This window comes from Paenibacillus medicaginis, assembly GCF_042138635.1.
Taxonomy (GTDB): domain Bacteria; phylum Bacillota; class Bacilli; order Paenibacillales; family Paenibacillaceae; genus Paenibacillus; species Paenibacillus medicaginis.
The window spans coordinates 1-13,919 of record NZ_JBHIRY010000044.1 but is presented as its reverse complement, the minus strand read 5'-3'; the positions used below and the strand labels follow the sequence as shown (position 1 = coordinate 13,919).

The 13,919-nt window shown below is 49.5% G+C and carries 14 protein-coding genes and 15 tRNA genes; 2 read left to right on the top strand and 27 right to left on the bottom strand.

Annotated features, from left to right (window positions below; translation table 11 throughout):
- The first annotated feature begins 113 nt into the window (after positions 1-113).
- A complete protein-coding gene (locus ACE5LO_RS25695; RefSeq protein ID WP_375522762.1) occupies positions 114-1,094 on the top strand; it encodes an ABC transporter substrate-binding protein in 981 nt (326 codons plus the stop codon).
- Positions 1,095-1,165: 71 nt separating this feature from the next.
- On the opposite strand, the gene ACE5LO_RS25690 is transcribed toward ACE5LO_RS25695, so the two are convergent.
- From ACE5LO_RS25690 to ACE5LO_RS25680, 3 genes are all read right to left on the bottom strand, one after another.
- Positions 1,166-1,624 carry a hypothetical protein gene (locus ACE5LO_RS25690; RefSeq protein ID WP_375522761.1) on the bottom strand — a complete coding sequence of 153 codons (459 nt, stop codon included), beginning with the start codon at positions 1,622-1,624 and terminating at the stop codon, positions 1,166-1,168.
- Positions 1,625-1,780: 156 nt separating this feature from the next.
- Positions 1,781-2,572: a TrmH family RNA methyltransferase gene (locus ACE5LO_RS25685; RefSeq protein WP_375522760.1), complete on the bottom strand. Its 792-nt coding sequence runs from the start codon at positions 2,570-2,572 to the stop codon at positions 1,781-1,783.
- Positions 2,573-2,604: 32 nt separating this feature from the next.
- Entirely contained in the window at positions 2,605-3,291 is a 687-nt protein-coding gene (locus tag ACE5LO_RS25680) for a potassium channel family protein (RefSeq protein ID WP_375522759.1), read from the bottom strand.
- A gap of 146 nt (positions 3,292-3,437) precedes the next feature.
- Between ACE5LO_RS25680 and ACE5LO_RS25675 the strand changes: the two genes are divergently transcribed.
- Positions 3,438-3,671, top strand: coding sequence for a small acid-soluble spore protein SspI (locus ACE5LO_RS25675; RefSeq protein WP_375522788.1), 234 nt, complete (start codon positions 3,438-3,440; stop codon positions 3,669-3,671).
- Between the two features lie 90 nt (positions 3,672-3,761).
- On the opposite strand, the gene ACE5LO_RS25670 is transcribed toward ACE5LO_RS25675, so the two are convergent.
- The 24 genes from ACE5LO_RS25670 to ACE5LO_RS25555 form a co-directional block, all read right to left on the bottom strand.
- The gene (locus ACE5LO_RS25670; RefSeq protein ID WP_375522758.1) at positions 3,762-5,345 is read right to left on the bottom strand and encodes a peptide chain release factor 3; all 1,584 of its coding nucleotides are present in this window, start codon (positions 5,343-5,345) and stop codon (positions 3,762-3,764) included.
- 200 nt (positions 5,346-5,545) lie between these two features.
- Complete coding sequence (zwf, locus tag ACE5LO_RS25665) at positions 5,546-7,093, bottom strand: glucose-6-phosphate dehydrogenase (protein ID WP_375522757.1); 1,548 nt, start codon at positions 7,091-7,093, stop codon at positions 5,546-5,548.
- Between the two features lie 132 nt (positions 7,094-7,225).
- The gene (locus ACE5LO_RS25660; RefSeq protein ID WP_375522756.1) at positions 7,226-7,882 is read right to left on the bottom strand and encodes a response regulator; all 657 of its coding nucleotides are present in this window, start codon (positions 7,880-7,882) and stop codon (positions 7,226-7,228) included.
- Positions 7,875-8,939, bottom strand: coding sequence for a sensor histidine kinase (locus tag ACE5LO_RS25655; RefSeq protein ID WP_375522755.1), 1,065 nt, complete (start codon positions 8,937-8,939; stop codon positions 7,875-7,877). The genes ACE5LO_RS25660 and ACE5LO_RS25655 overlap by 8 nt, the downstream gene beginning before the upstream one ends.
- A gap of 18 nt (positions 8,940-8,957) precedes the next feature.
- Positions 8,958-9,608 carry a cell wall-active antibiotics response protein LiaF gene (gene liaF, locus ACE5LO_RS25650; protein WP_375522754.1) on the bottom strand — a complete coding sequence of 217 codons (651 nt, stop codon included), beginning with the start codon at positions 9,606-9,608 and terminating at the stop codon, positions 8,958-8,960.
- A 141-nt stretch (positions 9,609-9,749) separates the two neighbouring features.
- The gene (locus tag ACE5LO_RS25645) at positions 9,750-10,442 is read right to left on the bottom strand and encodes a PspA/IM30 family protein (RefSeq protein WP_375522753.1); all 693 of its coding nucleotides are present in this window, start codon (positions 10,440-10,442) and stop codon (positions 9,750-9,752) included.
- Entirely contained in the window at positions 10,442-10,906 is a 465-nt protein-coding gene (locus ACE5LO_RS25640) for a PspC domain-containing protein (RefSeq protein WP_375522752.1), read from the bottom strand. Before ACE5LO_RS25640 ends, ACE5LO_RS25645 begins: the two co-directional genes overlap by 1 nt.
- 7 nt (positions 10,907-10,913) lie before the next feature.
- Positions 10,914-11,585: a PspA/IM30 family protein gene (locus tag ACE5LO_RS25635; RefSeq protein WP_375522751.1), complete on the bottom strand. Its 672-nt coding sequence runs from the start codon at positions 11,583-11,585 to the stop codon at positions 10,914-10,916.
- Positions 11,586-11,607: 22 nt separating this feature from the next.
- A complete protein-coding gene (locus ACE5LO_RS25630; protein WP_375522750.1) occupies positions 11,608-11,919 on the bottom strand; it encodes a LiaF transmembrane domain-containing protein in 312 nt (103 codons plus the stop codon).
- Between the two features lie 371 nt (positions 11,920-12,290).
- Positions 12,291-12,371: transfer RNA gene (locus ACE5LO_RS25625), tRNA-Leu, on the bottom strand.
- Between the two features lie 72 nt (positions 12,372-12,443).
- Positions 12,444-12,517: transfer RNA gene (locus ACE5LO_RS25620), tRNA-Cys, on the bottom strand.
- Positions 12,518-12,525: 8 nt separating this feature from the next.
- Positions 12,526-12,600 (bottom strand) — tRNA-Gly (locus ACE5LO_RS25615).
- A gap of 7 nt (positions 12,601-12,607) precedes the next feature.
- Positions 12,608-12,682, bottom strand: a tRNA-Gln gene (locus ACE5LO_RS25610).
- A gap of 11 nt (positions 12,683-12,693) precedes the next feature.
- A tRNA-His gene (locus ACE5LO_RS25605) sits at positions 12,694-12,766 on the bottom strand.
- A 16-nt stretch (positions 12,767-12,782) separates the two neighbouring features.
- A tRNA-Trp gene (locus ACE5LO_RS25600) sits at positions 12,783-12,856 on the bottom strand.
- A gap of 5 nt (positions 12,857-12,861) precedes the next feature.
- Positions 12,862-12,947 (bottom strand) — tRNA-Tyr (locus tag ACE5LO_RS25595).
- A 4-nt stretch (positions 12,948-12,951) separates the two neighbouring features.
- Positions 12,952-13,027 (bottom strand) — tRNA-Thr (locus ACE5LO_RS25590).
- A 16-nt stretch (positions 13,028-13,043) separates the two neighbouring features.
- A tRNA-Phe gene (locus tag ACE5LO_RS25585) sits at positions 13,044-13,116 on the bottom strand.
- Positions 13,117-13,144: 28 nt separating this feature from the next.
- Positions 13,145-13,221, bottom strand: a tRNA-Asp gene (locus tag ACE5LO_RS25580).
- A 27-nt stretch (positions 13,222-13,248) separates the two neighbouring features.
- Positions 13,249-13,322, bottom strand: a tRNA-Met gene (locus tag ACE5LO_RS25575).
- A 10-nt stretch (positions 13,323-13,332) separates the two neighbouring features.
- A tRNA-Val gene (locus tag ACE5LO_RS25570) sits at positions 13,333-13,408 on the bottom strand.
- A gap of 85 nt (positions 13,409-13,493) precedes the next feature.
- Positions 13,494-13,565, bottom strand: a tRNA-Glu gene (locus ACE5LO_RS25565).
- A 14-nt stretch (positions 13,566-13,579) separates the two neighbouring features.
- Positions 13,580-13,668: transfer RNA gene (locus ACE5LO_RS25560), tRNA-Ser, on the bottom strand.
- 3 nt (positions 13,669-13,671) lie between these two features.
- A tRNA-Asn gene (locus ACE5LO_RS25555) sits at positions 13,672-13,747 on the bottom strand.
- Positions 13,748-13,919 lie beyond the last annotated feature (172 nt).

The window sequence follows — 13,919 nt, the reverse complement described above, 5'->3', positions numbered from 1 at the left end:
GGGATAATAGTCAATGAGAATTTTGATCAATAAAGGAATTGACAATTCTGCTCTCTGAATTATATCATTCTTTTTGTAAATGAAAATCATTATCATCATTGGAGGTTACTTAATTGAAGAGGTTTTCTTGGAGTCTGCTGATGCTGGGACTAATATTTTCCTTGCTATTAAGTGCTTGTGGCACAAAGGAAGAAGCAAAGAATGAAGCAGCAGCAGCAACAACCGAAACATATTCGGTAGAGCATGCGATGGGGACAACAGAGATCAAAGGAGCACCTCAACGTATTGTCGTTTTAACCAATGAAGGAACAGAAGCTCTGCTCGCCATGGGGGTAACTCCGGTTGGAGCTGTAAAGTCATGGACCGGGAATCCATGGTATGAACATATTCAGGATAAGATGAAGGATGCGCAGGTTGTGGGTACAGAATCCGAGGTGAACGTAGAAGCCATTGCTGCCCTAAGACCAGATCTTATCATTGGCACTAAAATGCGCCAGGAAAACATTTATGAGCAGTTGCAAGCTATTGCTCCAACTGTTTTTTCGGATACATTAAGAGGCGACTGGAAAGAAAATCTCAAGCTATATGCAAAGGCCATAAATAAAGAACAAGAAGGAAATCAAGTATTAGAGGAATATGATAATCACATAGCGCAAGTCAAACAAAAACTAGGAGATAAAGTCAATCAGGAAGTATCGGTTATTCGTTTTATGGCTGGGAAAACCCGAATTTATTACACCGATTCTTTCTCTGGAGTTATTTTCAATGAACTTGGATTTAAACGTGCAGAACAGCAAGAAGCGCTCTTTACAGCTGAAAATAAACTGGGGAATCTTGCGATCGAGGTTGGGAAAGAAGTGATTCCTAAAATGGACGGGGATATCCTATTTTACTTCACTTATGCTCCTGATGGAGATCAGGAAGCGCTGGCCACTGAATCAGAGTGGACAAACGATCCCCTTTGGAAAAATTTAGGGGCAGTTAAAAACGGAAACGCCCATCAAGTTAGTGATGTAATCTGGAACACTGCCGGTGGCGTGCTTGCAGCCAATCAAATGCTGGATGAACTAGAGAAGATTATGCTGGAGAATTAAACGGAATAGACCCTTGGTTCATGGAGAGAATCAAGGGTCTTAATTTTATTATAAATGCCAAAAAAATCCTTTTAAGATGAGGTATTCAGTGTTGCTTGAAGCCTTGTTGTTCTTGCGGCAAGAATATCAACAACCTTATCGGTGTCTTCTTTCCATTTGGAGATGACTTCGACTCGTTGGTCGATTCGTTCCAGTGTTGCTACCAAATGCTGATGTGCTTCAATTCGGTTGACCGTTTCTTTAATGCCCGAAATGTCGCCTTCCATGCGGTTCATTTGTTCCTGCATTTGGGATATTTGTTCCTGCGTTCGGGACCCTTGTTCCTGCAATTGGGACACTTGTTCCTGCGTTCGGGACCCTTGTTCCTGCAATTGGGACACTTGTTCTTGCGTTCGGGACACTTGTTCTTGCAATTGGGACACTTGTTCCTGCGTTCGGGACGCTTGTTCCTGCAATTGGGACACTTGTTCCTGCGTTTGGGACACTTGTTCTTGTATTTTAGTTAATATTGCAAGTATTTTTTCATCCAAGCATATCACCTCAATTTATTATATCACCGCACAAACTGCTATACAACATATCTGTTCTTTCAGTCCTCTCCGTCTCGATCCAGTCGACTACAACTAACAACCAAAACTACTTTGTTTTTGTCTTCCCCCTTTAGTAACGTCTTCTCTTACTATTGGTTAAAAAAGACGCTGCCGCATGGCCTCGAACAGCACTACTGTTGCTGCCATGGCCGCATTAAGAGATTCAGCCTGCCCGGCCATCGGGATCAGGATGCTGTCATCCACCAAGGCTGCAACAGCATCCGAGACGCCCTGTCCCTCATTCCCGATTACCAGCCAAACGGACTGCCTGAAATTATATGTATAACAGGAATGGCTCGCCTGCAGCGACGTGCTAACGACGCGTGCTCCGCCTGATTTGGCGGCAGCCAGTGCCTGTGTCAGTTCAGCCTCCACAACAGGCAGATGAAACATTGAGCCCATGGTGGAGCGTATTGTTTTCGGGTTATACAGATCCGCACATCCGTGCCCCAGCACAACCCCTGCCGCTCCCGCAGCATCAGCACTGCGGATAATCGTGCCAACATTGCCCGGGTCCTGCACCCCGTCCAGCACGATCACCAGGCCGTTCTGCTGATGAAGAAGCCTGCCTGACGGATAGGCTTCTTTACGCACAACCGCAAATACAGACTGAGGCGTCTTCGTTTCCGTACACTTCGCAATCACCGCCGCAGAAACGGCTGCCCACTCCGGGTGACGGTCAGGCAATTGTGCATAACTCTCTAGCTCATGAGGGATTCCCTTTTCCATGTCATAAGCAACACATTCCACATCGGCTCCGGAACGCAGGGCCTCCTGTACCAAATGTACACCTTCTACGATATACTTTCCCTGCCGTGTACGATGCTTCTTCTCCAGCAGCTGCGCCCACTCTTTCACACGTGGATTGTTCGGGGACATCAATTCCATGCTTGCTTCATCCGTTCCTTGTTCATTCTTGTTTAATCCGCAAAAGCCTGCTCAAGCTTGGCCAGATGATCCTTGTGGCCTACTACGATCAGAACATCTCCTGCTGCCAGACGTTCCTCAGGACTCGGGGAAATGTTCATTTCCTGGCCCCGCCGAATCCCCATCACGTTGCACCCATAGCGTGCGCGGATATCCAACTCCTTCAGGTTCTTGCCAAGCATGGCTTTCGGCGCTCTCATATCAAAAATGCTGTAATCCTTCGACAGCTCAATATAATCCAAAATATTCGGCGAAGTCAGGTGATGCGCAACCCGCAAGCCCATGTCCCGTTCCGGATAAACCACCTTGTCTGCCCCTATTTTTTGCAACACCTTGCCGTGCAATTCATTCTTGGCTTTTACAATCAGCACCGGGACGCCCATATCCTTCAAAATCAGTGTCGTTAAAATGCTTGCTTGTATATCTTCACCGATGGCGACCACCACAACATCAAAATTGCGGATGCCGAGCGCCCTCAGGGCGTCTTCATCGGTGGAATCAGCCGTCACAGCATGGGTCACCATCTCGGCAACCTCCTGGGTGCGTTGTTCGTTGGAATCGATGGCCAGTACATCGTATCCCATTTCACCGAGGGCATTGGCCACACTGGAACCAAACCGTCCCATTCCAATGACCGCGTACTGTTTTTTAGCCATGTATCTTCCTCCCGCAAATGTCACATTTCTTCCGTCCTAGTATAGCATAACAAGACCTGCGTATTCATCAGCATAGGCTTGACAATCCTGTACATACATACTTGGGGCGTGCTTAGGGAAAACTGTTTATGGATTCATTTGAACCAGATCATCTCGGGAGGGACAACATGATGCCCATCACGCTTGATTTGCGCCAGGCCATTATCCACAAGGTGCATGGAGAATCGGAAGAAGATCTGAGGCATATGATCGAAGGCTCCATTCACGGGCCGGAAGCCGCCCTTCCCGGTCTCGGGGCCGTATTTGAAATGATCTGGCCCAACCTGGATCAAAACCGCCAGAACGAAATGGTTCATCTTCTGCATGAGCATCTGAAGCAGGTAAACCCGCAGCCTTTAAAATGAATCCCCACAATGAAAGCCGGCATCTGCAACATCACAGACGCCGGCTTTTTCCGGTACTTAACCGTGTCCTGGTCCCTTGAAACAGTGCTATTATGGCGCCGTCTCCAGAAACTTCGCAGTCGGATTTTTCTCCATCGCGGTTCTCATCGCATATTCATTCTCGAACAGCACGACATAATTGCCTTTCTTATCTTTGACAAGCGTCGAGTTAATGCGGAATTTGCTTGGATCGATATGATCATCAATGATCCAGCGGGCGAACTGATACGACATTCTTTGGAGTTGAACATCCACCCCGTATTCGCCCTTCATACGGTACTCAAACACTTCGAACTGAAGCTGACCGACAACCCCCAGCAGCGTATCATCAAAACTCACAGTCTGGAACACCTGGATGGTGCCTTCCTCTGTCAACTGGTCGATGCCTTTTTGGTACTGCTTATGTTTCAGCGCATTTTTCACCGTTACCTTGGCGAAGATTTCCGGAGAGAAGGTCGGAAGCTCATCAAACACAACCTCGCTGCCTTGACTGAGGGAATCCCCAATCCGGAAGATGCCCGGATCGAACAAACCGATGATATCACCCGGAAAAGCTTCCTGTACAATATCCCGGTCCTGTGCCAGAAACTGCTGCGGCTGCGAGAGCTTGATCTCTTTGCCTGCCCGTACATGCTTAACGCTCATGCCGCGCTGGAATTTCCCTGACACGATGCGCAGAAAGGCGATCCGGTCACGGTGCGCCGGGTTCATATTCGCCTGGATTTTGAAGATATATCCGCTGAACTTCTCATTTGTAGGCTCAATCAAGCCGGCGGTGCTCTTGCGGGGCTCCGGTTTTGGCGCAAGCTTCAGGAAGTTCTCCAGAAATGTCTGCACCCCGAAATTGTTGATGGCACTGCCGAAAAATACCGGCGTCAGCTCACCACGCTGCACCTTTTCCATATCAAATGGATCGCCAGCCACATCCAGCAGCTCAAGATCCTGGCAAAGCTGGTCGTGCAAAAACTCGCCGGCCATCTCCCGGATGACCGGATCGTTGTAATCTTCAACCTTCTGCACCTGGATGGTCGAGTGATCGTCTCCCTGGAACAATTCCACCTGACTTTGCATACGATCATATACACCGCAAAGGTCTCGTCCGGTTCCAATAGGCCAGTTCATCGGCACGGAGCGGATACCAAGCACCTGCTCCAGTTCCTCCATCAGATCGAACGGATTTCTCCCTTCCCGATCAAGCTTGTTAATGAACGTAAAAATAGGAATGCCTCGTTTGGCACAGACCTGAAACAGCTTGATCGTCTGCGCCTCCACGCCTTTGGCCACGTCAATCAGCATCACGGCGCTGTCCGCAGCCGTCAAGGTACGGTAGGTGTCTTCACTGAAGTCCTGGTGACCAGGGGTATCGAGAATGTTTATCCTATGGCCGTTATAATCAAACTGCATGACCGAGGAAGTAACCGAGATTCCGCGCTGCTTCTCGATTTCCATCCAGTCACTGGTGGCATGCTTGCTTGCTTTACGGGCTTTGACCGTGCCTGCCTCACGGATCGCTCCCCCGAACAGGAGCAGCTTCTCCGTCAAAGTCGTTTTCCCCGCATCGGGGTGGGATATAATCGCAAAGGTACGACGTTTGTCGATCTCCTGCTGCATTTGGTTATCCAATGTTTTGCTCATTTCACTTTTCCCTTCGTCCCATAAGTACTTGTTCACTATCGCAATCTATTCAAAATCAGAACATTCTTATCCGCTTTTCAAACGATCAAATCGGCATCAAAACAACCCTCGCTTAATGATGAAATCATTATGTATTATAGCATACTCTGATCACAAATCATCCCCATCCGCCGAAAGACGAATGAGGATGTGACCTTAGACTATTCTACCTTCCACACGACATTGTCTTCCTCCTGGCCATTGACCGGCCACCATTTGAAGCCATCCTGTTCAATCAGCCGGTACGCTCCCTCCGGTCCCCAGGTTCCGGCAGGGTAGCTCTCCAGGGAGTCCGGCGTTTCCTGCCATGCCTTGGCAATCCGGTCCACAAAAGCCCAAGCCGTGGACACTTCATCCCAGCGGGTGAAATAGGTGGAATCCCCCTCAGCTGCATCCTGCAGCAGACGTTCATAGGCTTCGGGTGAATTGATTCCCACCATGCAGCTTTGACAGAAATCCATAGCGAGCGGTTCGATTTCCGTTTCGGAGCCCGGCTTCTTCGCATTGATCTTTACGTAAATGCCTTCCATCGGATTCACGCGAATGACCAGTAGATTGGGCTCCAGTTTATATTTCTTACCCAAGTATACGTTATCAGGCATGCTTTTGAATTCCACAACGATTTCCGTTGTTTTTACCGGCAGACGCTTCCCTGTCCGAATATAGAAGGGAACCCCTGCCCAGCGGAAATTGTCCACAAATACACGAGCAGCGAAGTACGTTTCGGTAGTGGATTCCGGATTCACTTTGTCCTCCTGACGGTAGCCGGGAAGCTCCTTGCCCCTGTAAGTGCCTGCCGTGTACTGCCCACGAACTGCATTCATCATGACGTCTTCATTGGAAGCCAACGGGCGCAGGGAACGGAGCACCTTCACCTTCTCATCCCGGATATCCTCTGGAAGCTGACGGCTTGGCGGCTCCATGGCGATCATGGTCAGCATCTGCAGCATATGGTTCTGTCCCATATCGCGCAGTGCTCCTGAATGATCATAGTACTCACCGCGTTCCTCCACGCCGACCGTTTCCCCAAGCGTAATTTGCACATTGGCAATATGTTTGTTATTCCATAAAGGTTCAAAAAATGCGTTCGCAAAACGAATGACCTCAATATTCTGCACCATTTCTTTGCCCAGATAATGGTCAATCCGGTAAATCTCCTCTTCAGAGAACACCTCGCGGATTTCTTGGTTCAAACGCTCTGCCGACTCCAGATCATAGCCGAACGGCTTCTCGATGACGAGGCGGCTCCAGCCTGCCCCTTCAAGCATGCCGCCTTCTTTCAGACTGTTCGATACGCTCCCAAACAACTCGGGGGCCAGTGCAAGGTAAAACAGCCGATTGCCGGGGATGCCGAATTTCGCTTCCATCGTCTCGGTTTGCTGCCGGAGCTCATGAAAGCCCTCCACATTGTTAATATCCAGCGATTTGTATTCAAAATGCGAGGCGAAACTGTCCCAATCCCTGCTGTCTGCTGCCTTGTAGCGGCAAAATTCCTGGACAGATTCATATAAATCGTTATGAAATTCCTCAGACGTACGCGGACGGCGCGCAACACCGATCACAGCAAAGTTCTCTCCGAGTTTGCCTTCCCGGTATAGACTGTAGATTGCAGGATAAAGCTTGCGGCGGGCCAAATCGCCCGTCGCCCCGAAAATGAAAAACACTGCGCCTGGAGTTTGCACTTTATTCATCATTCGATTTTCAGCCATAGCTCCCCATTCTTTCTTTGAAAGTTTTTCTTATCTTCTATTTTACCCCATCCCTCGGTGTTCAACCAACAAAAGCCTGCACAAAAAAACACTGAACCTCAGTGCATTACACTGTGGTCCAGTGGCTGATTTTTACTCGGCCAAACCGTTCTTGTATGCATAAATAGCTGCCTGTGTCCGGTCCTCGACCCCCAGCTTGGCGAGCAGATTGGTCACATGGAATTTCACCGTTTTAATGCCAATGATCAGTTCATCCGCAATATCCTGATTGGATTTGCCCTGGGCGAGCAGCCGCAGCACCTCCATCTCCCTTTCGGTCAAGTCGGCGTGAGCAGGTGCCTCTGCTTGAGGCCTGCGGAATCTATCCATCATTTTGGAGGCCACTTGGGACTCCAGTACGGATTGTCCCCGGGCCGCAGCCCGAATGGCATCCGCGATTTCGGCTGCGCGTGACGTTTTGAGCAGGTAGCTGAAGGCGCCTGCTTCGATGACCGGATACATTTTTTCGTCATCCAGATAACTGGTGAGCACAATGACTTTACATTGCGGCTGCAGCTGCAGTACCTGCCGGGTTGTTTCGATGCCGTCCATACCGTCCATGACCAGATCCATAAGAATCACATCCGGCTGATATTCAGTGGCAAGCCGGATGCCTTCCTCACCGCTGCCCGCCTCACCCACGACTTCGATTCCGTCCTCCGTGCCGAGTACGGCCGCCAGGCCGATCCGCACCATTTCATGATCATCCACCAGCAGCACTTTGATTGGATTGTCCGTACCGTTATCCATCGCTCTCGTTCCTCCCGCTTTCTTCGTTCATGACGGGAACCGAAATTTCAATACGCGTTCCCTTTCCCGGTGCCGTAATATATTGAATCGCTCCGCCAACCTCGCTGATCCGCTCCTGCATGGTGGATAATCCGTAGGAAGCCTGCTTTTTATCGTCAAGCTCGAAGCCAATCCCGTTGTCACGGATCATGACGCGAAGCAGCTCCGAGCGCTGCAGTATGCGGATTTCCATCCTCGTCGCCTTGGCGTGGCGAAGCGTGTTCGACATGGCCTCCTGGATGATACGGAACAAATGATTTTCAACACCCTTGACAAGACGGATTCCGCTGTCCATCTCAAAATCAATCTCCATCGGAACTTTAAGCTGAAGCTCATTGACGAGCTCCCTGATTCCCTGCTCCAGATGCTTGCCTTCCAGATACACCGGTCTTAAATGGAGCAGCAGCGCTCTCATCTCCGACTGGGCCACTGCCGACATTTCTTCGATCAAAGCCACCTGGCGCTGGGCTTTGGCAAAATCCTTCTCCAGTGTTCTGCCTACAGCCGTAGCGGTCATGGAAATGGCAAAAAGCTGCTGCGAAACCGCGTCATGCAGCTCCCGAGCCAGCCTTTGCCTTTCTTCCACAATAGCAGATATTCTGGCCTGTTCAGCAAGCTGTGCATTATTTGTGGATAAGCGCTGCAGCGAGGATACCTGCTCTTCCCACTTTCTCCCGATACGGCCAAGCTGCTCGCCAAGCCTGCCAATTTCATCCGCGCCAAGCTCGGGAAGCTCTCTGGACGGACTGCCCTTCTCCCACATCAGCAGGGTTTCACGCATCTGCTCCAGCCTTCTTTTTACCCGGTAGCTTTGATAAAATCCAAAGGTGGCTCCCAGCCCAGCCAGCAGAAATAATAACGCAGCCCCGAACTGTATACCCGCTCCCCACTCGGAAATAGGCTTCATATACCCATATGTATTGGCCATGTACAGGAAGACAGCCCCCACAATGAGAGACAGGAGGATGCCTTCACCCATACTGCGGGTGACCATATTGGATGTTTTCCGATCATTCATATCCGGCTCCTCCTGCTCCTATATAAATTGAAAGCGTACATCTCCTGCCACATACGAAACGATAAATTTAACCTTGTACTCACTCTCCGCATAATTTGGAGATTTCCATACCAACCGGTTCAGCACGCCCACATCCATATCGCGGCCGAGCTGAATTTGTCCGAACACCACAACGGCCTCAACCTCAACCCCATAATATTCAGGAATCCAGAAATCAATATCTCCCAAAATTCCCTGCATGTAAAACACCGTCTCCCGCTCCTCGGGCAAAGCAAGCGAAAAATCCGCATCCATCTCACCAAGCACATGCCATATGCTTGCATTGCGGAGAGTCCAGGGCCCTTCATCCCATTTATAGTTGGACATGAAGTTTTGCTTGAACATCGCTGTGCCATACGGCTGTACTTTGCGTGCTTTATAATAGAAGACTCCAAGCGAAATCAGGGTAATGCCGATGAATATCAGCAGATTGTCCAGTACGAGCAGCACGCCGCCAATCGCCGCCAGCATATATCCTTTTTTGAGACGGTCTTTTTGCATTTTATATACGCCTGCAAAGATCAGAATCAGTGCGACGATGGTGAAAAAACCTATAAAGTGATGAAACAGCGCAAGCAGACCAATGACGATCAAAACCCAGCCTGCAAGAGCCGTTTTTCTCCTCTCCATGCCGCACCCCCTTTCTTTCAGGTGGGAAAAGCCATAACGGCGTTCACTAGAAACGGCCGCATGGCTTCTCCGATCATATGGAATAGTCTTCAAAAGCTCATTCCATATAGCATATCATATTGTTACAATATCGAGTAGCTCTTAGGCCTGCGGTTTGTCACCGCTCTTTTGCAGCTTGCTCTTCAACTGCTCAAGCTGCTCATCCACCTTGAGCTGCTTCTCGGCATCAGCCGGATTCACATATTGACCGGCTCCGGGGCGGTACGGCGCCCGCAATACATCGGCTTCCGCTTCCATTTGCATGATTTTTTCCTCCATACGGTGGAAGCCGAGAGATGCGCTGCCGCTCTCGATGGTATTCACGCTGCTGATTTGCGACATCTGCTTTTTGGCTTTGGCCATTTGGGCACGGGACACGAGCTCGTTGCGCTTGTTGCGCATTTTATAAAACTCGTCCTTCATGTCATGCAGCTGTTGAACAAGGGATTTTACCTGCTCCGAAGATTGGGTATGAAGCTCCCGGTATTCGTCCTTCTTTTGTTCAAAGTAAATTTTCTCTTCCAGCAGCTTGCGTGTTACTTCCTCCTGGCCGTTGCGAAGTGCGGCTTCCGCCTGCTTCTCGCGTTCAATGGCTCCACGTTCCGCTTCTTCCAGACGCTGCTTCATGCGGCGCTCGTTCGCCATTTGCTTTGCTACCGTCAGTTCGGCTTCATGGATTTCGCTCTCCATGTCGCGCAGGTACTGATTCAGCATCACAATCGGATCTTCCACCTTATCCAGTACGTCGTTAACCGAAGCTCTTGTCATATCCTTCATTCTTTTAAAGATTCCCATTATTTATGTTCTCCCTTCTCTAAATCCGCAATTTTTTTACGCAGTTCCGCCAATTCCTTCTTCATGGCTTTTTTTTCGATATCTTCCATCATGGAATCCAGGTCGCTGCCTTTGTTTCCAAAGGAAGCCTGCTGTTGCTGCTGGCCTTGACCGTTATGAAAGCCTTGACCATGACCGTAATTTTGGTGATGCTCTCTGCCATATGGACTTCCATACGGCCCGCTGCCATATCCCTGTTGAAACGAGCCGCCTGAATGTCCATAGCCACTATGCGGCGGATAAGACTCTTTAGGAATTACGAGTGCAGCGATAAAGTAAATGAGGATCGTCGCTCCCCCGGTAAAAGGAATGCTGACCAGCAGCAAAATCCTGATCCAGGTGGAATCAATGCCAATGACATCGGATAGCCCGCCGCTCACTCCTGTAATCATTCTGTCCCGGCTTGACCGGTATAACTTGGTCATCTCTTCTCTACTCCTTTCTTTCGTTATTCAGCTTCTGCTTTAATCTTGCCAGCTCCTGATCCAATACGGAGCCTTGGGATTGCCGGCTGTCACTGTATCCGGCCTCGGAACGGCGCAGCTCCCGCAGACTGTATGTCTCTGCTTCAATATCTGCAACCCTGTTGTCCAGGCGGTCAAACATCCGGGGAAGATTTCTTCCACCGTATGTACCCGCACGCTCATTCATTTGACGCTGCAAATTCAACGTTTCCATACGTGCAACATAATATTGTCTTTTGCTGTATACGGTTTGATACTCTGTCCGCAGCTCTTCAAGCTGATATTCAAGCTCTCGAAGCGATTCTCTGCTCTGCCCCCAAAGCTCCGTATACTGCTGCGCTTTTTCTTCGTAGAGCATTTTCTCTTGCAGCGCCAGCTTGGCGACATGATCCTCGCCTGCTTTCAATGCCAGCAGCGCTTGTTCTTCCCTTTTGTTCTGCATCGAGAGCGCTTGATCCATCTGCAGCTTCATCTGTCTTGTGTGTACCGAATACTGCTGCTGCAGCTTCTCCGCTTCCGCGATATCCCTCCGTGTGGAGGAAAGAAACTGGTCAATCATTCGAACAGGGTCCTGGCTTTGCTCCAACGCTTCGTTGAACGTTGCCACCGTAATATCCCGCATGCGCCGAAATACACTCATTTGCTATGCTCCCTTCCTAACATTAATATCTGCGTCCCCGGCTTCTTAAGAGGAAAATCCCGAAAATGATAAGTCCGATCGCAAGAAGCGGACCGATCAGCCAGGACAGCTTGCCGATCAGGATCAGCAGACCCAGGATCAAAATGATCCAACCTATCACCATATTGCCGCTTCTGACTCCGTAGTACCCGAGCACGATCATAGCGACCGGGATCAGATAACTCATAATCTCACGCATCAGATAGCCGAATGCCGGAGACAGGGTACCGAGCAGAAATAGAACACCCACTGCGATAAGCAGGATGGCCAAGCCTTTGTTTCTATCCATTCTCATTGATTGATCACCGCCTTTCGTTGTCTCTTTCTTATGTCTTTATTTTATACGTGTTCCCCTCTTGTTAAAACGGACTGCGGGCGGTTTTTAAACCTAGCCTTAGGTCTGGGTATGCTCTGGACTGACTTTTATCTTCAGAAAAAATAAGCAACGGTTCCCCGATGAATTATCGGGAAACCGTTGCTTCAATTGAACCTCCTCGCAAGACCATGAAGCCATGCATGTCTCAGCGAGAGGGCTCGAACCTCCATGGTTTTCCTCACGATTTTGAAAGAATCTTAAATTCGGCAATTTGCATCTGTTTAGTATCTTTATGGATATCAAAAAAGCCCCTAGGATTTCTAATCCCAAGAGCTTAATTTCATAGTTAATACCGGTGAGAGGACTCGAACCTCCACGGGTCTCCCCACTCGATTTTGAGTCGAGCGCGTCTGCCATTCCGCCACACCGGCAAAGTAAAAATATTCAATTTTCTTGCTACTTATGTTCCGCATTCCAAGTAAACTCAATAAATCAACTCATTATGGAGGCGCCACCCAGATTCGAACTGGGGATAAAGCTTTTGCAGAGCTGTGCCTTACCACTTGGCTATGGCGCCACATTTTATGGAGCGGACGACGGGAATCGAACCCGCGACCCTCGCCTTGGCAAGGCGATGCTCTACCGCTGAGCCACGTCCGCATATAAATGGCTGGGGATATAGGATTTGAACCTATGCATGACGGAGTCAAAGTCCGTTGCCTTACCGCTTGGCTAATCCCCATTATATAAAAGGGCGATCGATGGGACTTGAACCCACGAATGCCGGAGCCACAATCCGGTGCGTTAACCCCTTCGCCACGACCGCCAAAACAAAAAAAATATGGCAGGGGCAGCAGGAATTGAACCCACACTAACGGTTTTGGAGACCGCTGTTCTACCTTTAAACTATGCCCCTATAACTGGTGGAGGCTGATGGATTCGAACCACCGAACTCGTACGAGAACAGATTTACAGTCTGCTGCGTTTGGCCACTTCGCTAAGCCTCCAGAATGGTGCCGGCGAGAGGACTTGAACCCCCAACCTACTGATTACAAGTCAGTTGCTCTACCAATTGAGCTACACCGGCGTATTTAGTTGAAAAGTGGCTCGGGACGGAATCGAACCGCCGACACGAGGATTTTCAGTCCTCTGCTCTACCGACTGAGCTACCGAGCCTTATAAAATTCAGTGCAAGTAATTAAAATGGCGGAACCGACGGGATTCGAACCCGCGATCTCCTGCGTGACAGGCAGGCATGTTAGGCCTCTACACCACGGTTCCAGAGGCACTTTCTTTAATTGAAAGCAATTGCGGGGGCAGGATTTGAACCTGCGACCTTCGGGTTATGAGCCCGACGAGCTACCGAACTGCTCCACCCCGCGATATTTAATATGGTGGAGGCTGAGGGGATCGAACCCCCGACCCTCTGCTTGTAAGGCAGATGCTCTCCCAGCTGAGCTAAGCCTCCATCTTAATACACTTATTAGATCATATCATATTTATGTACCACAGATCAATAAGTATTTATCTCCAGATGAATAAAGTTAAAACAATGACCCGTAGGGGATTCGAACCCCTGTTACCTCCGTGAAAGGGAGGTGTCTTAACCCCTTGACCAACGGGCCATACTATTAAGAAACGGAGAGAGAGGGATTCGAACCCTCGAGACGCTTTTGACGCCTACACGATTTCCAATCGTGCTCCTTCGGCCAACTCGGACACCTCTCCAAATGGCTCCCCGAACAGGACTCGAACCTGTGACAACTCGATTAACAGTCGAGTGCTCTACCAACTGAGCTATCAGGGAACATTAACTACCATTAGATCCAGGAAAACAGCATCGCCAAATGCCATTTGCAATCATTCTGACATCTCAACTACTTGAGCAGATATGTCCACTGATTACACCCTGAAAACCGGATCCGAAACGTCATTGCGTTTTATTCATTAGGATAAGCCCTCGACCGATTAGTACTGGT